The 19,441-nt window shown below is 72.3% G+C and carries 19 protein-coding genes; 6 read left to right on the forward strand and 13 right to left on the reverse strand.

The features are described 5' to 3' along the window. Nucleotides 1–122: 122 nt before the first annotated feature. A complete protein-coding gene (locus ACVWNX_RS19965) occupies nt 123–3,008 on the reverse strand; it encodes an NACHT domain-containing protein (RefSeq protein WP_454408739.1) in 2,886 nt (961 codons plus the stop codon). Nucleotides 3,009–3,733: 725 nt separating this feature from the next. Between ACVWNX_RS19965 and ACVWNX_RS19970 the strand changes: the two genes are divergently transcribed. Continuing rightward, a complete protein-coding gene (locus ACVWNX_RS19970; protein WP_454408740.1) occupies nt 3,734–4,426 on the forward strand; it encodes a M23 family metallopeptidase in 693 nt (230 codons plus the stop codon). A gap of 72 nt (nt 4,427–4,498) precedes the next feature. Here ACVWNX_RS19970 and ACVWNX_RS19975 read toward each other — a convergent pair whose 3' ends face one another. From ACVWNX_RS19975 to ACVWNX_RS20000, 6 genes are all read right to left on the reverse strand, one after another. Continuing rightward, nucleotides 4,499–4,708 (reverse strand): hypothetical protein, encoded by a 210-nt coding sequence (locus ACVWNX_RS19975; RefSeq protein ID WP_454408742.1) that lies wholly within the window; start codon nt 4,706–4,708, stop codon nt 4,499–4,501. After that, complete coding sequence (locus ACVWNX_RS19980; protein ID WP_454408744.1) at nt 4,705–5,079, reverse strand: hypothetical protein; 375 nt, start codon at nt 5,077–5,079, stop codon at nt 4,705–4,707. Before ACVWNX_RS19980 ends, ACVWNX_RS19975 begins: the two co-directional genes overlap by 4 nt. A gap of 79 nt (nt 5,080–5,158) precedes the next feature. Continuing rightward, nucleotides 5,159–5,926 (reverse strand): radical SAM protein, encoded by a 768-nt coding sequence (locus ACVWNX_RS19985; RefSeq protein ID WP_454408745.1) that lies wholly within the window; start codon nt 5,924–5,926, stop codon nt 5,159–5,161. 13 nt (nt 5,927–5,939) lie between these two features. Next, nucleotides 5,940–6,362: a hypothetical protein gene (locus ACVWNX_RS19990; RefSeq protein ID WP_454408746.1), complete on the reverse strand. Its 423-nt coding sequence runs from the start codon at nt 6,360–6,362 to the stop codon at nt 5,940–5,942. Next, nucleotides 6,359–6,634, reverse strand: coding sequence for a hypothetical protein (locus tag ACVWNX_RS19995; RefSeq protein WP_454408747.1), 276 nt, complete (start codon nt 6,632–6,634; stop codon nt 6,359–6,361). The genes ACVWNX_RS19990 and ACVWNX_RS19995 overlap by 4 nt, the downstream gene beginning before the upstream one ends. Before the next feature lie 2 nt (nt 6,635–6,636). Further along, the gene (locus ACVWNX_RS20000; RefSeq protein ID WP_454408749.1) at nt 6,637–6,891 is read right to left on the reverse strand and encodes a hypothetical protein; all 255 of its coding nucleotides are present in this window, start codon (nt 6,889–6,891) and stop codon (nt 6,637–6,639) included. 104 nt (nt 6,892–6,995) lie between these two features. Here ACVWNX_RS20000 and ACVWNX_RS20005 point away from each other — a divergent pair, with 104 nt between their 5' ends. The 5 genes from ACVWNX_RS20005 (at nt 6,996) to ACVWNX_RS20025 (ending at nt 12,723) form a co-directional block, all read left to right on the forward strand. Beyond that, nucleotides 6,996–7,835, forward strand: a complete 840-nt coding sequence (locus ACVWNX_RS20005) for a helix-turn-helix domain-containing protein (RefSeq protein WP_454414855.1) — start codon at nt 6,996–6,998, stop codon at nt 7,833–7,835. Further along, nucleotides 7,835–8,056, forward strand: coding sequence for a DUF397 domain-containing protein (locus ACVWNX_RS20010; RefSeq protein WP_454408750.1), 222 nt, complete (start codon nt 7,835–7,837; stop codon nt 8,054–8,056). The genes ACVWNX_RS20005 and ACVWNX_RS20010 overlap by 1 nt, the downstream gene beginning before the upstream one ends. Before the next feature lie 119 nt (nt 8,057–8,175). After that, the gene (locus ACVWNX_RS20015; protein ID WP_454408751.1) at nt 8,176–8,394 is read left to right on the forward strand and encodes a DUF397 domain-containing protein; all 219 of its coding nucleotides are present in this window, start codon (nt 8,176–8,178) and stop codon (nt 8,392–8,394) included. 189 nt (nt 8,395–8,583) lie between these two features. Continuing rightward, nucleotides 8,584–8,913 carry a trypco2 family protein gene (locus ACVWNX_RS20020; protein WP_454408752.1) on the forward strand — a complete coding sequence of 110 codons (330 nt, stop codon included), beginning with the start codon at nt 8,584–8,586 and terminating at the stop codon, nt 8,911–8,913. Nucleotides 8,914–8,982: 69 nt separating this feature from the next. Further along, complete coding sequence (locus ACVWNX_RS20025) at nt 8,983–12,723, forward strand: tetratricopeptide repeat protein (RefSeq protein ID WP_454408754.1); 3,741 nt, start codon at nt 8,983–8,985, stop codon at nt 12,721–12,723. Between the two features lie 504 nt (nt 12,724–13,227). Here ACVWNX_RS20025 and cseC read toward each other — a convergent pair. The 6 genes from cseC to ACVWNX_RS20055 all read right to left on the reverse strand — a co-directional run bounded on the left by cseC (nt 13,228) and on the right by ACVWNX_RS20055 (nt 19,335). Next, the gene (gene cseC / locus ACVWNX_RS20030; protein ID WP_454408756.1) at nt 13,228–14,559 is read right to left on the reverse strand and encodes a two-component system sensor histidine kinase CseC; all 1,332 of its coding nucleotides are present in this window, start codon (nt 14,557–14,559) and stop codon (nt 13,228–13,230) included. A gap of 5 nt (nt 14,560–14,564) precedes the next feature. Beyond that, nucleotides 14,565–15,275, reverse strand: a complete 711-nt coding sequence (gene cseB, locus ACVWNX_RS20035) for a two-component system response regulator CseB (RefSeq protein WP_454408758.1) — start codon at nt 15,273–15,275, stop codon at nt 14,565–14,567. A gap of 22 nt (nt 15,276–15,297) precedes the next feature. Beyond that, complete coding sequence (locus ACVWNX_RS20040; RefSeq protein ID WP_454408759.1) at nt 15,298–15,999, reverse strand: hypothetical protein; 702 nt, start codon at nt 15,997–15,999, stop codon at nt 15,298–15,300. 164 nt (nt 16,000–16,163) lie between these two features. After that, complete coding sequence (locus tag ACVWNX_RS20045) at nt 16,164–16,703, reverse strand: SigE family RNA polymerase sigma factor (RefSeq protein WP_454408761.1); 540 nt, start codon at nt 16,701–16,703, stop codon at nt 16,164–16,166. A gap of 335 nt (nt 16,704–17,038) precedes the next feature. Beyond that, nucleotides 17,039–17,986, reverse strand: coding sequence for an HhH-GPD family protein (locus ACVWNX_RS20050; protein WP_454408763.1), 948 nt, complete (start codon nt 17,984–17,986; stop codon nt 17,039–17,041). A gap of 491 nt (nt 17,987–18,477) precedes the next feature. Beyond that, the gene (locus ACVWNX_RS20055) at nt 18,478–19,335 is read right to left on the reverse strand and encodes a hypothetical protein (protein ID WP_454408764.1); all 858 of its coding nucleotides are present in this window, start codon (nt 19,333–19,335) and stop codon (nt 18,478–18,480) included. Between the last annotated feature and the right edge of the window lie 106 nt (nt 19,336–19,441).

Consider the following 19,441-nt stretch of genomic DNA (forward strand, 5'->3'; position numbering starts at 1 on the left):
CACGCGGAGCGCTACGCAGCAGTCGAGGGGCCGCCCCCGAGCCGAAAGGCCCGGGGGCGGCCCCTTTTCCGTACCCGGACTCAGCCCGCACTCGGCCGGACTCAGCCGGACTCGGCCCGGGCTCACGAGGAGCCGGGAAAGCGGACCACTTCCACGTGTTCCGGCAGTTCCTCCAGTCCGCTCAGCGTGACCTCGCCCTCACCGGTCGGATGAATCGTGAGCCGGGTGAGCCGGGGGAATCGGAGCGGAAACGCCGAAACGTCGACGGGCCGTACGGGCACCCGTCCGATCAGGGTCAGCTCCCGGAGTTCCGGCAGGACGAAGGGGTCGGTGATCGCGGTGAGTTCCGGCATCCTCACCACGAGTTCCCTGAGGCGGGGGACCTTCGCCATTTCCCGCCAGTCGTCCGGGGAGACGGAGATGCCGAAGAGCGCCAAAGCGAGGTGCTCCGGACCGTCCAGCGACTGGAGCAACTCCCAGGGCGCGCGGGCGAGAGCGGCGGTGACGTCCATGGACACCGACACCGGTCGATAACGCGAAACGTACTCCGCGATGACATTCGGTTCGATCCCCGCCCACAGTTGTACCCAGGGGCGTCCGCCGAGTTCTCCGAGGAACCGTAGCTCCGCCGCGCTCTGCGCCGTGAAGAACAGTCCTTCCGGATCGAGCCGGGCGATGACTTCGGCCCCGTACCGGGCGGTGTCGAAACGCTGCCAGGACCAGACGAGTTGGGAGCGGATGGAAAGGAACGGCGTCTCGCGGGCGTACCGGGACAGGTAGGGAATCGCCGCGTCGGAGGTCACGTGCGAGGCGGTGATGACGGCCATGAGGGATTCCTCCTCGCCCAATTCCCCGGGCGCGGGAAGGAGATCGAGGACGAGCGGGCCGACGGCGGCGAGTTCCCGGGCGGTTTCCGGGTCCGGCGGGGGGACGAGCGCGTTGACCCGGTGGCCGATCCGTTCCCGGACCGCCGGGTCGAGTTCCGTGGCGTGTTCCAGGGCGGCGGCGGCCAGCAGATGGATACGGGCGCGGGCGCGGCCCTCGGCGGCGTCGCCCGCCGCGACCAGTCCGTCGAGGATCTCCGCGCGCTCCCGGGGGCGGGCGTGGGCGACGGCCATCCGGATGACGTCCTCCCACTGGTCGTCGGCGGCGCGGGAGACGAGGAGGCCGACGTCCCACTCCTCGACCGCCCGGCGGGCGCCCAGGTAGTCCTGGAAGGTGCGGTGGACGAAGGTGACCGCGCCCGGGGAGGGCTCCAGCAGCAGTCCGCTGCGGAGCAGGAGGTGGGCGAAGACGGCGCGGGCGTCGCCGAGGGCCGCCGCCTCGGGGACGGCGGGCAGGGCGTCCCCGACGAGGGCCTCGGCGCGGTCCCGGTCGAGTTCGGTGCGGCCGTTGCGGATCAGCCAGTAGGCGAGCCGCTGGAGGAGCTGGGTCTGCGGCTCCTGGCGCAGCTCCAGCCGGACCGTGGCGAGGACGTCCCGTTCGCGGTCCCGGCGGGACAGCAGCATGGCGAGGGCGGCCTCGTACAGCTCCTTGCGGCCGTGCGGGAGGTAGCCGCGCCGGTCCCGGTGCAGGGCGCAGAGCAGTCCGCACATCAGGGGGTTGGTGGCGAGGCGGCCGAGGCCGGGCGTGGTGGTGACGGCGGTGAGCAGCTGCCGTTCGTAGCCGTCCAGGAGGTCCCGCCCGGGCGCGTCGGCGCCGTGCCGGGCGGCGGTGTGCCAGCGGGTGATGAAGGCGGCCACGTCGGCGCGGTTCATGGGGGAGAGGGTGAGTTCGGCGAAGCCGTCGCCCGCGAGCCAGTCCTCCCGGACGGCGGAGGGACGGGAGGTCACCAGCCAGCGGTTGCCCGGGTAGGCGGCGACCAGGTCGGTCAGCCAGCCCCGGGCGCGGTCGCGTTCGGCGTCCGGGACCTCGTCCACGCCGTCCACGAGGACCAGCGCGCGTCCGGTGGTCAGGACGTGGTCGGCCCACCCCTCGGGCTGGGCGCCGCCGAGCGGGGAGCCGGTGGCGGCCAGGAACCGCTCGGGGCCGGGGAGCCGTTCGCCGTGCCGGGTGAGGGTGCGCAGCGGCAGCACGAACGGGATCAGCCCGTGCAGATGGGCCAGCGGGCCGTCGGGTTCGGCGCGGGTGGCGGAGACCGCGAGCCACTGGACGAGGGTGGTCTTCCCGGAGCCCGCGACCCCGCGCAGCAGCACCCGGGGGTGGGTGGCGAGGACCCGGTCCGCGCGGTGGACCACGGGGCGTTCGGCGGGGTCCTGGCCGTCGCCGGGGCGGGCACCGGCCGTCTCGGTGGAGGTGAGGCTGAGGTAGGCGGTGTCCAGCGGCCAGACGCCCGGGGTGGAGGTCAGATCGATGCCGTAGATGGTGAGCTTGCCGTGCTTGGTGGCGAGGTGGGCGAGGTAGCGGCGCTCGAAGGAGGCGTGCCGGGCGTCGGGGCGCGGGGACCGGGTGATCAGTTCGTCGAGCTTGGCGAGCGTCTCGGCCTGGGCCCGGCTCTGGGCGAGGAGCGTGCGGGCCACGAAGGTGGAGCGCTGGGTGAAGAACTGGAGGACGTGCAGACAGGCCCATTCGACGGCGGAGGAGAGGAACACCGAGGCGTCGGCGGAGAGATGGTGGTCCGGGGCCCGGCCATGGGCCCGTTCGGCCCCGGCGTAGAGGCTCCGGGCGAGTTCCCGGTGGCCGAGCCGGACGGCCTGGACGTCGTCCATGTCGAGGTCGCCGAGGGCCAGCAGGGTCCGGGCCAGGGCCTCGGTGACGGCGTCCTCCTCGGACGCGGGGAAGGGCCGCTCCCCGGGCGAGGCGACGGCCTCCCGCACCAGCCGCCCGGCCAGTCGGCGCACCTGGGCGTCGGAGAGGGTCCGCCGCTCGCCCCGGAAGGAGACGTAGGAGGAGAGCCGCACCGGCCGGTCGACCAGCCCGGCGCCGGGCCCCTCGGCCATGAACAGCTTTCTGACCAGCGGGGCGAGCGCGCTGGACGCGAGGCGCGCGCCCAGTACCGACGGGTCCATCCGGTCTCCCCCGTGAGCCGTGCGTCAGGGGCCGTGAGCCCTGAGCGAGTGGGTGCGCGCCGTGGTGGGGTCCGGGGGCCCGGAACGTGTGCCCTGGGTCACCTTCCCGGCCCCGAACGGCCCCCGGACGACCCCGGATCGGGGTGCGCCGAGGTGCCCGGAACGCTCCGCCGAGGGTAGCCCGGGTCACATTCCGGGGGTGCTGGATCTTGCCCTCCGGTGACATGGGGCACAGGCGTTTTGTCCGGTACTAGGGGAAATAGTCGATGGTTTCCCCGGGGTCGGCGACGGGCCCGTCACCGGTCCGCCGGACGTGGGCGGGGCGGGCGCGTGTGGTGACGGAGCGTGCCCGTCCGCTCTCCCTCGGATGCCGGAAGGGGGGTTTCGGGGGCCTCCGTCCCGACGGCGCGGCACCCTAAACCAGCCATCACGGGGTTTTTCCAAAGAAAATCCCGTTTAGAGCCGATGGGAGCTGAAACCTGTCAAGACCCTCAGGATGTGACGTTTGTGTACGACCTTGCCTAGTAATAGGGGGGTTTGAGTCGGTACCGGGGGGCGGGTTACCAATGAAGGGCACCCGGCGGAGTACGTCGACGTACGGCCGGGTCGTCCCGTGTTCATCCAGGACCGCGCACCCCACGGCCCGCACGCCTCGCTTCCGAGAGCGTCACAGCGGCCCGCGCGGCCCACCGGACGAGCACCCCCCAACCCGGAGGTTTACCCGTATGTCCCAGCGCACCACGTCCCTCAAGTCCGGTTCGTCCCTGCTGCGTGCCCGGACGGCTGTCGTCGCCACGGGTCTCGGAGTCTCGGTCGCACTGGGCGCCGGGGTCGCGGCCGCTGCGACGCCGGGCCAGGCCGTCACCGCCCTGCCCAGCACCGTCGCCGAGTCCGTCAAGGTCCAGGCCGCCGCGCAGGCCAAGGCCGCCGCCGCCCAGGCGAAGGCCGCCGCCAAGGCCAAGGCCGTGACCGCCAAGCCGACCGCCGTCAAGAAGACGACCGGCTGGGTCAAGCCCCTCAGCTCCTACGCGCTCTCCGCCAGCTACGCGCAGGCCGGTGGCATGTGGGCCAGCAAGCACTCCGGCCAGGACTTCGCCGTCCCGACCGGTACCCCCGTCAAGTCCGTCAGCGCGGGCACCGTCGTCAAGGCGGGCCCCAACGGCGGCGGCGACGGTCCCGCGTACGGCAACGCCGTCGTGGTGAAGCACGCGGGCGGCAAGTACTCCCAGTACGCCCACCTGTCCAAGGTCAACGTGAAGATCGGCCAGCAGGTCAACGCCGGTCAGGTCATCGCGCTGTCCGGCAACACCGGCAACTCCAGCGGCCCGCACCTGCACTTCGAGATCCGCACCACCCCGAACTACGGCTCCTCGATCAACCCGGCCGTGTTCCTCAAGAGCGTCGGCGTCTCGTTCTGACCCGAGCGCCACAAGCCGGAGCCCCCGTCCACCGCGTCACCGCGCGGAGGGCGGGGGCTCCCGCGTGTGGGGTCAGTGCGACGCCGTGTGGTCGGCGGTGCGCTGACCGTCACTGATGTCGTGGGGGCAGGCGTGGTGGGTGACGTAGCCGGTATCGCCGTCGGTGCTGGTGCGGCTGGTGTAGCCGATGACGACGGGGGCGGTGGTCCAGCGTCCGCAGACGTGGCAGTGGGCGCCGGTCTCGGCGGGCGGCCCGTCGTGGAGGAGCGCGTCGCGGATCATGCGGCGGCCGTCCCGGTCCTCGTCCCGGTGGCTTGGTGGACGCCTCGTGCGAGGTAGGGGTAGTCGTAGCCGCGTTCCGCGAAGGCCGTCGCGTAGAACCGTTCGCGTTGCTCCGGGTTCAGGTACCGGGCTTCTTCAGCGCGGAAGATCGCGAGGGCCTCGGCGGAGCTGGGGCCGGTCCAGGGGCGGCGCCAGGGGCTCGCATCCGGGTCCGGGTCCGGTGCCGGTGCGGGCACGGGGACGGCTGCGGGGCCGGATGCGGGTTCGGTCCTGGCCAGGTGTTCGGCGGTGTGCCGCCCGGGACGGCTTCGCCGGGTGAGGGGGAGGTGGATGAGCACCCATACGAGGGCATGGCAGATACGCTTACGCATACGTCGGTCAGCTCCCTATTAGCTGTCTTGGCGAGTCCCGGGTGGACCGTTGGCGCGGTCCGCCCGGGGCGTTTGTGTTTCAGGTGGTGGTGGTCAGTAGTGCGGTGAGTGGGGTGTGCCGGAGGTTTCCGGTGGGGGCCTCCGGGGTGAGTGCGCAACTGGTGAGGTTGCCGTTGGGGTGGACGGTGAGGCGTCCTCGTGCGTGGTGGGCGTGGGTCTCATCCAGCCCCGGTCCGGGGTCCGTTCCGGAGACCGGGTTGCGTGCCCCCGTGTGATAACGATCTAAAGTGACTCGGGTAACGCCCATCGCCTGGAGATCTGCGCGGGCCCAGCGGATGCGCTGCCCGGGAAAGGTGTCCGTGATCCGCGCCCGGACCCGGACCCCGCGCTGGACGGCCTGCCGGATGGTGCGGTGGGTGTCGCTGTGACTCCCGGGGTACCCGGTGAGGTACTCGTGCTGGTTGGCGGAGTCACTGTGATACCCGGTGGTGACCCCGATACCGGGCCGGGTGAGCAACTCCCACCACTCCTCCCGGACTTGGACGAGGTCGCTGTACAGCTCGACGGTCATCCCCGACGACAGCGCGAGGTCCGCGAACCCGGTCCAGTGGGGGTGGAGCGTCGGCTCCCCACCGATCAACCGCAGGTGCGGAACGCCGAGCGCGGCGGCGTCGGTGATGACGCGGCGCCAGTCGTCGGGGGTCATCGTCCCGGGCGCGGCCCACGGCTCCGGCTCGGACAGACAGTGCGCGCAGTGCCGGGTGCAGCGCCCGGTGATCTCCAGCTCCAGCACGGTGATCCCGGGGAACGGCTGTCGGGGCGGGGGTGGTTCATCAACCAGCGTCATGGGTCGTTCCTTGTCACTGTGTCAAGGTTGGGGGTTCGGTGGCGGTGTCGGACCAGGCGGTGAGTACGTAGCGCTCGCCGTACTCCGCCGCGACGACCTGGACCGTTTCCCCGGCACGCAGTCGTCGTATCGCGGGGGAGTGGTCCTCGTACAGCGCCCAGGAGCGCAGACGGGTGGGTGCGTCACCGGGGAACTCGTGGTCAGGGAAAGGGATCTCGTTCAGCGCGTCCAGGTGGATGGGCCCGCCGTCGGGGTCCGGATCGAGGCCGTCCGCGATACGGAACGCCTGCTTGCGGAGCCAGCGCAGGACCCGTCCCGGGTACGGGTTGGTGAACGTCCCGAGGACCATCCGGGTGTCCCAGTCCCCGTAGACCGACGACCACTCGGCCACCACCTGAGCCCGGTACTGAGGCGACAACTCGGGGGGCTGGCTCACGTCGTGACCCCCGGCAAGGTACGCGGGTCGACGTCCTCCGGCGGGTCCCACTGCACCGTCTCGAACAGCGCCCGGTCGTAGCGACGATGGCCGGTCTCGCGGAAGTGAACCTCGATCCACCGCGCCGCGCCCTCGGCCGTACGGAACTCCGGACCTTTGGGCGGAACCGCATTGCACTGGGGCGAACCGGAAACGCACTGTGCATACGCACTGGCCCCCCAGAACTCCAAACGTCGCAGGCTCCACTCGATATGACGAAACCGCTTGCCCACCCCTACAAACCTCCGCGAGTGCTACGTACGTTCAACTCGCGCAACGCGGGACGCAGTCGGTCCGTGACCGTCGCCGGACGCACGTCCTCGCGGCACGCGCACCACTCGATGCCGCCATTGGGTGGGCGGAGGTAGACGGGGCCCCAGGTCACGTCCATGACCACTCCGATGGCCTTCCGCTGGGTGTCGTACGCGAGGGTGCCGACACGGAGTTGCTCCAGCGGCAGGTCCTTAGGCGCCGAGACCTCACCAGGCATGGCCACTCCTCTCAGTAGTGAAACCGCTACCGGGAGCACTGAGAGTGGCCTAGGGTCTGAACTCAATCAACGTGGCTGTCGAGACGGAACAGGTTGGGCAACGGATGGTGAACCGTAAAGAGTTGAACCCGGATGCATCTCCTCAGGCGGCGTTCGGTGCGCGTCTTCGCAGCTCACGCGAGGCGCGAGGTTGGACTCAAGGTGACCTTTCGGACCATATGGGCATTTCCAGCGGTCATATTTCGGGCGTTGAAACTACGCGCAAAACACCTTCTTTGCTCTTCGCGAAGGCTGCTGATCGAGCCCTCGGCGTGACAGGCGCGACGCCCACGTTCGAAAGTCTCTGGCGCGAGATGCAGCACGGCAGCCTGTTGGAGGGCTACCCGGAGTACGTCAGTTTCCAGGCACGAGCGGCCGAAATCCGGATCTTCGAATCTGGTCTCATCCCTGGGCTGCTCCAGACCAGGGAGTACGCGCAGACGCTGGCGGACGGGGTCGTCGAGCGAGGCGACATCACACCCGAACAAGCGGAGGAGCGAGTCAGCTTCCTGATGGAGCAGCAAGCCGCTCTCGTCCGGGCGCCAGCGCCGATCATCTTCGTCGTCCTGGATGAGAGCTGTGTCCGTAACCCCATCGGCGGGCCCGCTGTCATGGACGCTCAACTGGCGCGACTGGTCGAGTTCGCCCGACAGTCGAACACCTCGCTCCAGATCGCTCCGTTCTCCATGGCGGAGCGGAAGCCCTTCAGCCGACTGGTCTACCTCTTGACGATGGCCGACCGCTCTCTGATGGCTTACGCGGAGTCCCAGACCCTAGGACATCTGGACCGTGACTTGTCCTCCGTGCTGCCACTGATGAGGAACTACCATCGGCTACAGACTGAGGCAGCGTCCCAAGCGGAGTCTGTCGCCATGATCGAACGGCTACGGAAGGGCATTCTGTGATGGCCGGAACCAACTCCCTCTCGCTGCAATGGGTCAAGTCCTCTTACAGCACTCAGAACGGCGGCGCTTGTGTTGAGTGGGCGCCCGCGTACGCGTCCGCGACCGGCACCGTCCCCGTCCGTGACTCCAAGGACCCGAGCGGCCCCGTCCTGAACCTCCCCGCCCACGCCTTCGCCTCCTTCGTGACGGGCGTCAAGGCGGACGGGTTCAACGCGCGCTAGCCCGGCGCGAGCCGAACGGCTCGGCCCTACCGCACGACAACGGGCTCTGTCGCCCCTCCCCTTACGGGGAGCGCGACGGGGCCCGTTCTCATCGCCGTAGCGGGGGGAAGGATTCCCAGATGAACGCTGACCTCACCAACACCCAGTGGACCAAGTCCTCGTACAGCGCCCCGAACGGCGGTCAGTGTGTCGAGTGGGCCCCCGCGCACGCGTCCGCGACCGGCACCGTCCCCGTCCGTGACTCCAAGAACCCGGGCGGAGCCGTCCTGCACCTCCCCGCCCACGTCTTCGCCTCCTTCGTGACGGGCGTCAAGGCGGACGGGTTCAGCACCCTGTAGCCCTCGGCCCCACCGCACGGCAACGAGCCCTGCCGTACCTCCCGCACGGGAACGCGGCAGGGCTCCCGTCCGTATGTATCGCCGTAGCCGGGAGGCTGGCCTCTGGAAGGTTCGGCCTTTGCGGGACGTGGGGACCGCTGGGACGGATACTGGTCCGGCCACAGGGCTGGGAAGACGGGAGGGGCTGCGATGAGTAACGCGAGTGGTTCGGGCGGGGAGTGGATGGATCTGGCGGACGCGATCACTCTGCTGCGGGACCAGATCGCCGAGGCTCAGGATCGGATCGCTGATCCGGCAGGGGGCGGTGACAAGGGGGTGCTGTTCACGCTGGGGGAGATCACGCTGGAGCTCGGTCTGGAGCTGACGGGAACCAAGGGTGTCGACGGTGGTCTGCGCTGGAGCGTGGTCAGCCTCGGCGGCAAGAAGGAGAGCAGTACCGCAGGCACTCATCGGCTGACGGTGAACCTGACCGCGCACCAGCCCGGTGGCGGCGACATCGACGTCAGCGACGAGGAGTAGCCGCCGGGGCGGACACCGCAGGAGACCCGGCGCGTTCTGAGGGGGGGGCGGGTGGAGTTCGACCGCAGGGTGCAGATTCGCGTGCGCAAGGCGGGGAAGGACACGAAGGGGTTCGGGTCGGGATATCTGGTTGCCCCGCGGCTGGTGCTGACCGCAGCCCATGTCGTGGACGGCCGGGATGCCGCCGCTCCCGGTGCGGTGACGATCTGCCGGCCCGACACCGGCGTCGAGCAGCACTTCGAGGCGAAGGTGCGCTGGCAGCGCCAGGACGCCGCGGTGGACGCGGCACTGATCGAGGTCACCGACGACACGGGCGACTGGCCGGTACCGGAGTCCCTCACCGACGTACTCACGCGCCCGCCGCAGCGCTACGGTCTGTTCATCGGCACCCGCCCTCAACCGGTCGCTCTCACCGGTTTCCCCCGGCTGCAGAAGGACGATGCCGGGCAGCGGCTGGATGAGCAGCTCACCGGGCATATCGCACCTGGCACGGGGAGCCTGGCCTCCCGCTATGAGATCACCAGCACCACCCCCCTGCCCAGCTCCGCCAACCCGGTCAGGTCGGGGACCATCTGGTCGGGTGTCTCCGGTGCCGCAGTCCTGGCCGACGACGGCCAGGGACAGGACCTGCTGTGCGGGGTGGTCCGGAAGGACCGACAAGCCACCGGCGGCACCCGCCTGACCGCCACTCCCGCCGCGGCCCTCCTCGCCGATGAGGACTTCCGCGAACTGGTCGGCCGGCACACCGGCTGGGAACCGGCACTCGAACCGGTCGAACCCGCCACCCTTCTCAAGCCCGCCGCCGCCGAACGCAACCACCGCACCCCGGCCGCCCTGCTGCGTGCCGACGCCGAGACCGTCACCTTCCACGGCCGCACGAGCGAACTCGCCGACCTGATCACCTGGTGCACCACCGGACCCAACACCGTCGCACTGAGGGTCATCACCGGTCCTGGCGGACAGGGCAAGACCCGCCTGGCCCGCCGCCTGGCCGACCTCCTCAGCCACCAAGGCTGGGCCACCGGACACCTCCACTCCGACCTCAGCGACACCCCCACCCCCGGCACCCACCCCCCAGACCTCACCACCCTGACAACCTCCCTCCCCCTGCTCCTCGTCGTCGACTACGCCGAAACCCGCCCCCGCCTCCTGCGCAGCCTCATCACCCACATACACCGCTCCCGCCACCGCGTCCGGCTACTGCTGATCGCCCGCTCCGACGGCGAATGGCGCACCGACGCCTTCAACGCCACCCCCACCGTGCGCGAACTCCTCGAAGCCGCCCCGATCACCCCACTCGACCCACTCATCCCCACCAGCCGGCCCGTCCAGGAACGCCGCACCGCCTTCACCCACGCAGCCCACGACCTGGCCCGACGGCTGGCCCATCTCCCCAACCTGCCCGCACACGACTGGCCCGCCGTCGCCGCCCTGCTTCACCCGGCCGACGACCTCGACCATCCCCGCTACGACAACGTCCTCACCCTCCACCTGGCTGCCCTGGTCGGCCTGCTCCAGCACGGACCCGACCCCGTCGACGCACCCTCCGGCACAGACCTCGAACAAACCCTCCTCGGCCACGAAGCCCGCTTCTGGAAGGACAGCGCCGACACCCCCGCCTTCGAACTCGATCTACCGACACGTGTTCTGAGCCGCGCCGTCGCCATCGCCGCCCTGTGCGGAGCAGCCGACCACGCCGAAGCCGAACGAGCCGCCCGGCAGACACCCGGCCTGCCCCCCGACAAGGCCGACAGCACCGCGGCCTGGCTGCGCACCCTGTACCCAGCCGACGGCGACCACTATTGGGGCTCCCTCCAGCCCGACCGCATCGCCGAATACCACGCCTCCCGAACCCTGATCAAGGACAACCTGCCCCTGGCCCCACTCCTCGCCACCGCCGGCCCGGGCCAGCAGGCACAACTCGTCACCGTCCTCGCCCGCGCCGCCATCGCCCACTACAACACCGGCCGCGCCACCGACAGTGACCACGTCCTCCACCACCTCAACACCGCCCTCGACAACACGCCCCTCACCCACCAAGCCCTCCAGACCGCCACCACCGCTCTTCCGCGCCCCTCACACATCACCGCCGCGCTCGCCCTCCGCCTCACCACCGACCTCACCCACACCAGCCGGCAACTCGCGGCGGACAGCCCCGCCGCCTACGAACCCGGCCTCGCCGCCTCGCTGTCCAATCTCGGCATTCGGCTGTCGGAGGTGGGGCGTTGGGTGGAGGCCCTGGCGGTCGCTGAGGAGGCGGTGGAGATCCGGCGTCGGCTGGCGGTGGGCAGTCCCGCCGCTCACGAACCCGGCCTCGCCGTCTCGCTGTCCAACCTCGGCACGTACCTGTCGGGGGTGGGGAGCCGGGTGGAGGCCCTGGCGGTCGCTGAGGAGGCGGTGGAGATCCGGCGTCGGCTGGCGGTGGGCAGTCCCGCCGCTCACGAACCCGGCCTCGCCGTCTCGCTGTCCAACCTCGGCACGTACCTGTCGGAGGTGGGGAGCCGGGCGGAGGCCCTGACCGCGGAGCAGGAGGCGGTGAAGATCCGGCGTCGGCTGGCGGCGGACAGTCCCGCCGCTCACGAACCCGACCTCGCCGCCTCGCTGTCCAACCTCGGCGTTCTGCTGTCGGAGGTGGGGCGTTGGGTGGAGGCCCTGGCGGTCGCTGAGGAGGCGGTGGAGATCTGGCGTCGGCTGGCGGTGGGCAGTCCCGCCGCTCACGAACCCGACTTCGCCGTCTCGCTGTCCAATCTCGGCATTCGGCTGTCGGAGGTGGGGCGTTGGGTGGAGGCCCTGGCGGTCGCTGAGGAGGCGGTGGAGATCCGGCGTCGGCTGGCGGTGGGCAGTCCCGCCGCTCACGAACCCGACCTCGCCGCCTCGCTGTCCAACCTCGGCGTTCTGCTGTCGGAGGTGGGGCGTCGGGCGGAGGCCCTGGCGGTCGCTGAGGAGGCGGTGGAGATCCGGCGTCGGCTGGTGGCGGACAGTCCCGCCGCTCACGAACCCGACCTCGCCGCCTCGCTGTCCAACCTCGGCATTCGGCTGTCGGGGGTGGGGAGTTGGGTGGAGGCCCTGACCGCGGAGCAGGAGGCGGTGGAGATCCGGCGTCGGCTGGTGGCGGACAGTCCCGCCGCTCACGAACCCGGCCTCGCCGTCTCGCTGTCCAACCTCGGCACGTACCTGTCGGAGGTGGGGAGTTGGGCGGAGGCCCTGGCGGTCACTGAGGAGGCGGTGGAGATCCGGCGTCGGCTGGTGGCGGACAGCCCCGCCGCCCACGAACCCGGCCTCGCCGTCTCGCTGTCCAACCTCGGCACGTACCTGTCGGAGGTGGGGAGCCGGGCGGAGGCCCTGACCGCGGAGCAGGAGGCGGTGAAGATCCGGCGTCGGCTGGCGGCGGACAGTCCCGCCGCTCACGAACCCGGCCTCGCCACCTCGCTGTCCAACCTCGGCACGTACCTGTCGGAGGTGGGGAGTTGGGCGGAGGCCCTGGCGGTCACCGAGGAGGCGGTGGAGATCCGGCGTCGGCTGGCGGCGGACAGCCCCGCCGCCCACGAACCCGACCTCGCCACCTCGCTGTCGCTCCTGGCCTTCGTGCTAACGAAGATTGGTGCTTCCTCTGCGGCACTGCATGCTTCAGGGGAGGCTGTGCGACTGTACGCTGCCCATATTTCCGCGATGCCCACGTTGTTTCCGCCACTCCGTGGCGTGCTGGAACTGCAGGTTCAGTTGCTCGTCGAACGCGGGCGTTGGTCCGAGGCGGAGGAAGTGCGCCGGTGGCTGCGAGAGAACCCGGGTCTGCCTGATTCCCCTGGTTGACCGTTTGCGGGTGGGCTGTTGCTGGTCTGTCTTGGCCAGGCGGCGGGTCATGAGGGTGATGAAGGTCCAGCGGATGTGGGCTTCGGCGGAGACCGGCCGGGGCTCTCCGCCGCCCGAGCGCACCCGCCCGAGCGCACCCGCACCGGAGCGCACCGAAGGGGCGCGGGGAACTGCGCGAGCGACCCACCACCGCCGGAGGCCGACGACGAACCCCCGGGAGGCCCCGGCCGTGCCCGCACAGGAGAACGCGCCCGCCGGAACGGCCCCGTCAGGGGCGCGGGGAACTGCGCGAGCAACCGGTCACGACCGGAGGCCGACGACGAACCCCCGGGAGGCCCCGGCCGCGCCCGCACAGGAGAACGCGCCCGCCGGAACGGCCCCGTCAGGGGCGCGGGGAACTGCGCGAGCAACCGGTCACGACCGGAGGCCGACGACGAACCCCCGGGAGGCCCCGGGCACCGCACCGCGCCGGACCCGCCCGGCGCGGGGCCAGCCGTCGCGGGGTCAGCCGTCGCGCGGCGGAAGCATGGGAAAGCTCCCCGTACTGGTGGGCGCGTGCTCGGGCAGCCACAGCACCGCCACCGCCCCCTCGGCGGGCGAACCCTCGGGCGAACCCGGCGCGCGGACGTTGCGGAACGACAGCCGCGCCCCCAGCACCCGCGCCTGCCCCGCCGCGATCGTCAGCCCCAGCCCGTGCCCGTGCCCGGCACGGTCACTGCTGCCGGTGCGGAACCGGCTGGGCCCCTCGGCCAGCAGCTCCTCGGGGAAGCCCGGCCCGTGGTCGCGCACCCTCAGCACCCGCCCCTCCACGGTGACCTCGACGGGCGTCCGCCCGTGCTTGGCGGCATTGGCGAGCAAGTTGCCGAGTATCCGCTCCAGCCGTCGCGGGTCGGTGGTCACGTCCGAGTCGTGGAGGACCCGGACCCGCACCTCGCTGTCCCGGACCGCGACCCGGCGGGCCACGAACTCCCCGAGCCGGATGTCGTGCAGCTCGGCGCGCTCGGTGGCGCTGTCCAGCCGCGCCACCTCCAGCACGTCCTCCACCAGGGTCCGCATGGCCTGCGCCCGGTCCCGGACCAGTTCGCTGGGGCGCCCCGGGGGCAGCAGCTCGGCCGCCGTCAGCAGCCCGGTCACGGGGGTGCGCAACTCGTGCGCGATGTCGGCGGTGACCCGGCGCTCGGCCTCCAGCCGCTGGCGCAGCGCGTCCGCCATCGCGTCCACCGACCGCGCCAGGTAGTCCGTCTCGTCCCGGACCACGCCGCCGATCGCCTCGACGACCCGCACCTCGGTGTTGCCCTGGGCGACCTGCCCGGCCGCCGCCGCGGCCTTGCGCAGCCGGCGGGAGAGCTGTCCGCCGACGAGCACCCCGAGCGCGCAGCCGCCGAGCACCACCGCGATGGAACCGATGATCAGCGCCCGGTCCAGGTCCCGCATGATCGTCGCGCTGCGGTCCTGGAAGGGGCTGCGCAGCGAGAGCACCCGGCCGTCCGCCAGCGGGACCGCCGCCCAGATGTCCGGGTTGCCGTCGGAGTGGTCCGAGGAGACGTAGGTGGCGCGGCGCCCCTCGGCGGCCATCGCCCGCAGCTCCTCGGGGATGTCCGGATCGTCCACCCGGGCCCCGAACTGGAGCCGCTTGGACGCCTCGTAGCTGCGCAGCGCGAACTGGGCCCGCTCGTCCTGGAGGTCACGCGCGTTGTCCAGCATGGACACCCGGGCGGCGTTGTGGACGACGAGGCTCAGCGCGAGCGCCACGAAGGCGCCGACGAGGGTGATCGCCGCGCTCAGCTTCCAGCGCAGACCCGTCCTCAGGTTCAGTCCGCGCAACTTGCCCCGCATGTCGGTCAGGCCCTCAGCTTGTAACCGAAGCCGCGCACGGTCTCGATGCGGTCCTGGCCGATCTTGGCGCGCAGCCGCTGGACATGGACGTCCACCACCCGGGTGTCGCCGCCCCAGCCGTAGTCCCAGACCCGTTCCAGCAACTTGTCACGGGAGAGCACGGTGCCCGGCGCCGCCGAGAACTCCAGCAGCAGCCGCATCTCGGTCGGGGTCAGCGCGACCGGCTCGCCCCGCCGCAGCACCTCCATGCCGACCGTGTCGATCTCCAGGTCGCCGAAGGTCAGCACCCCGCCGACGGTGGACGGCCCGCTCTCGCCGGGAGCCGCGCCCCCGACCCCGCTGGCGTGGCCGAAGCGGCGCAGCACCGCCCGGATGCGGGCGACCAGGACCGCGCCGTCGAAGGGCTTGGTGACGTAGTCGTCGGCGCCCGCCTCCAGGCCCAGGACCACGTCGATGGAGTCGGCCCGCGCCGAGAGCATGATCACCGGCACGGTGGACTCGTCCCGGATGCGGCGGCACAGGCTCACCCCGTCCAGCCCGGGCACCATCACGTCGAGCAGGGCGATGTCGGGACGGCGGGCCCGGAACGCGTCGAGGCCGGACAGCCCGTCGGGCATGGCGGTGACCGCGAAGCCGTCCCGCTCCAGCGCGAGCTGGGTGGCCTCGCGGATGACGTCGTCGTCCTCGACGAAGAGGACGTGGGTCTGCTCTGCCATCCGTGATCCGTATCCGTCGCTCTCAGTTGCCGGGGGGAACGGGGGACGCGCTGCCCGTCGTTCCGCTGTAGTCGTTGTAGGTGCGGGCCCGCTCCTCGAAGGAGTCGGCCTTCCAGCGGTAGGTGACCACGTCCTCGCCGGAGGGCACCGCGACCGGGTCCCGGTCGTGGTAGACCTGCCGGGTGACGACCAGGTCGCCCCGGTCGATCTCGGCGTAGACCGGGGAGTCCTCGGACCGGTGGACGTTCGCGTACCCCTCCCCGTCGGGACGGTACACGTAGGTGGCGATGCCGACGCTGTCCCCGCAGGTCAGGACGTTGATGACGACGTCGTCGCGGGGGCTGTCGGTGAGGTCGCCGTAGATGACGTCGAGCGGGTAGCTGTCGGCGCCCCCGGTGCAGGGCCGCAGGTCCTCCTTCAGTTCCCGGCTCACCCGCGGATCGTCCATCAGCAGCCGCACGGCGTTCACCCGCGTCCGGGCCGGGCTGGGCGAGGCCGAGGGGAGGACCACCCGCTTCTCGGTGACCTCCTCGTGGACGGGGCCCTCGTCGCGGGTGCCGGTGCCGCCGGTGGACCAGGACACGGCGAGCGCCCCGAGCCCGCCGACCACACCCAGGGCGGCGAGCCCGGCCGCGATCCTGCCCCCGGTCCGCAGCGCGCGCACGACGGCGCCGCGCCCCGCCTGTGCGGCGGAGGGCGCGGCGTCGGACATGGCGTCGGACATGGCGTCTGGCGCGGCGGAGCCGGCCGGATCGTCCGGGTGGACGGTGGTGTCCGGGGTGTCCGGCCACCCGGGCCGCCACCGTGGCCGGGGGACGTCGTCCCCCGGCGCCGGGCGCCCCGCGGTGTCCGGGGCGGCGCTGCCGCGCCCCACCCCGAACCGTTTCGCTAGGCCGCGCAACGCTCCCGCTCCTCACGTTCGAGCGCGCGTGCGTCGAGATCCCGGGCCTCCAGCTCCTGGCGGAGCCGCGCGAGGGCGCGGTGCAGCGTGCTCTTGACCGTTCCGGCCGACATGCCGAGGGCGGCGGCCGTCTCCTCCGTGGACATCTGCTCCCAGTGTCGCAGCACGACGACGCTGCGCTGCTTGGGTGCCAGAACCTTCATGATGTCCATCAACAGCGCGCGGTCGGCGTGCTGTTCGGTGCCGTCCTCGATGCTGCGCTCCGGGAGCTGCTCGGTGGGCACCTCTTCCAGACGGCGGGCGCGCCACCACTCGGTGCGGGTGTTGATCATGACGCGCCGGAGGTACGCGTCGGCCAGCCGCTTGTCCGCGATGCCGTCCCAGCGGCCGTAGGTGCGGACCAGGGCGGTCTGGAGCAGGTCCTGCGCTTCCACCGGGTCGGGCACCAGGCGGCGGGCACTGCGCAGCAGGGCGTCCTGTCGCGTGCGGACGTACTCCTCGAATTCGAGCACCTCGCCGTGCGCCATGTCCCCGTCGCCTCCGATCCGGCCACCGGCCGCTGTCTCCCCAGGTGTGCCTCAGCGGCACGACACCGAAGTTACGGAGGAGTTGTCACGGCACTGTGCGGGCCAGCGCGCGGGGGACGCACGGCTGCCCCTCAGTTGTGTAACAGATGTAGGCAGGTTGTAAGGGAGGCACTCGTTAACTGGTTTTCGTGGTGATTTGTCCGGGACGTATGTGGCGGACGTGGAGCCCCTCGGCGGTACCGCCGTGACATTCCGGTGGCGGTACCGCCGGTCCGCGCGGACCGGTCCGGTGCGGGACCGGGTGAGGGGCGCGGGGCGCGGGTGGCGCGGGGGCGTCAGACGTGGGGCAGTCGGTACAGTCCGCCCGGCAGCGGCTCCACCAGTCCGTCCGCGACGAGTCCGTCCAGCGCCCGGGCCCGTTGCACCGGCTCGTCCCACACCCGGTTCAGCACCGACTGCGGCACCGGCACCGTCGCCTCCCGCAGCACCGCCAGCAGCTTGCCCCGCACCTGGCGGTCCGTGCCCGCGTAGGTCTGGCCGCGCCGGGGCGGGCCCTCGTGCTCCGGCTTGCCCGCCAGCCGCCACGCGCACAGCGCCGCCACCGGGCACCGCTCGCAGCGTTCGTTGCGGGCCGTGCACACCAGCGCGCCCAGCTCCATCGAGGCGGCGGCCCACCGGGCGGCGGTGGCCTCGTCCTCCGGCAGCAGGGCGCGGGCGAGACGGCGTTCGGCGGCGGTCGTGGCGTTCGGCGGGTACTGGGTGCCGCTCACCGTCCGGGCCAGCACCCGGCGCACATTGGTGTCCAGCACGGCGTGCCGCTGCCCGTAGGCGAACGACGCCACCGCGGCGGCCGTGTACTCGCCGATCCCGGGCAGCGCCAGCAACTGGGCGTGCTCCGTCGGCACGTCCCCGCCGTGCCGTTCCGCTATGGCGACGGCCGCGCCGTGCAGCCGCAGCGCGCGACGGGGGTAGCCGAGCCGTCCCCAGGCGCGTACCGCCTCGCCGGACGGTTCCTTCGCGAGGTCGGCGGGGCGCGGCCAGCGGGCGAGCCACTGCTCGTACACCGGCAGCACCCGGGTGACCGGGGTCTGCTGGAGCATGAACTCGCTGACCATCACGCCCCAGGGACCCGCCTCGGGGCGGCGCCACGGCAGATCGCGGGCGTGGTCCTCGAACCACGCGATCACCGGTTCGTGCAGGGCGGGGGGCGCGTGGAGCGGGCCCTCCGGGGAGGTACGGGGGTCGGGGGCGGTACGGGGCGTGGGCTTCGTCGGCACAGTCATGGCACCGCCGATCCTGCCACGGCCCCCCGGGGGCGATCGGGGATATGCCGCCGAGCGGGGGCGGGTCGGCCCCGGGCCCCGTACCGGACGCCGGGGCGCCCGACCCGTGCGGGGACCGGTCCGCCGCACGGTTCCCGGGGGCGCCGGGGCGGTCGGGCGGACGGGCTCCCCGCCCCCGCTCGGCCCGCGCCCCGGGGGAGCGGGCGCACCCCCGGAAGGGGTGCGCCCGGAGCCGGGGACACCCCGGAAGAGTGACGGGACCTGCGACGTCCCGGGGAGAGGGGACGGGACCTGCGACGTCCTGGGGAGAGGGGACGGGACTGGCGACGTCCTGGGGAGGGTGACGGGACTGGCGACGTCCCGGGGAGGGAGTGACGGGACCTGCGACGCCCTGGGGAAAGGGCGCCGGGGCCGGTGACATCCCGGGGAGAGAGTGGCGGGACCGGGACGCCCCGGGCGCGGGTCGTCCGGGTGCGCGGGGTGCGCGGGGCTCAGCCCGCCCGGCCGTCCCGGTCGCCGTCGGTGGGGCCCGTGAGCCGGACCACCGATATCTCGTACTGGTCGACGGCCCCCAGCCACTGGGTCACCAGCGTCCCCACGCCGTTCCACTCCCCGGCCCGGTGCCCGCTCCCGTCGCGTTCCCCCGTCCGCTCCGTCTGGTGGTCGAGGGTGTGCGAACCGGGTTCGCAGAACGTCCGCAGATGCGCCCGCAGCCCGGGGTGGGCCACGGCCGCCACCGTCCGGTCCGCCTCGCGGGCCGACTCCATCCGCCACGGGCCCGCGACATGGGGGACGAGCCCGTCCGGCCCGCCGGGGACGCCCGTCGCGGCCCTCAGCGCGCCGAGGAGGGTGCCGTCGGAGGCGATCCGGGCCTGCCGCACCCGCCACGCCGCCGTGGGCAGTTCCGCCGGGCCGAGGCCGTGCCGGTCCAGCAGCCGGGCCAGCTCGTCGCCCCGGACCGCGCCCGCCCCGGCGGCCCCGGCGGCGGCCAGGTCCCCGGCGAGGACGGCGGGCGCCTCGTCCGGGAAGACCTCGAAGAACGACCGGCTCGCGTCGAACCGCGGCGGGTCGAAGCCGGTCTCGTCGAGCAGCAGGATCGTGTCGTGGCTGACCGTCTCCCGTCCGGCGAGCGCGGCGGGGGCCAGCCAGGAGGCGTCCCGGTCCACCTCGGTCTCGTCCAGCCAGTCGCCCCCGTAGAAGGCCCCGTACTCCGCGTCCGGGTCGTGCTCCGTCAGCGGGTGCCCCAGGAGGACCCCGTACCCCTGGGCGAGGGACGACTCCCAGTCGGGGGTGCCGGGCGCATCCGTGGCGCCGGTGGCGTCGGGGGCGGGGTGAGCGGGCTGTGTCATGGTCGTGCTCCCGGAGGGTGTGGCCGTGTCGGCGGCCGGACGACGTGATCGGGGCGAGCGTAGGGCGCCCCTCTGACAGCTCTGACAGCTCTGACAGCGGACGGGG

It is taken from the genome of Streptomyces sp. JNUCC 64, assembly GCF_054484115.1.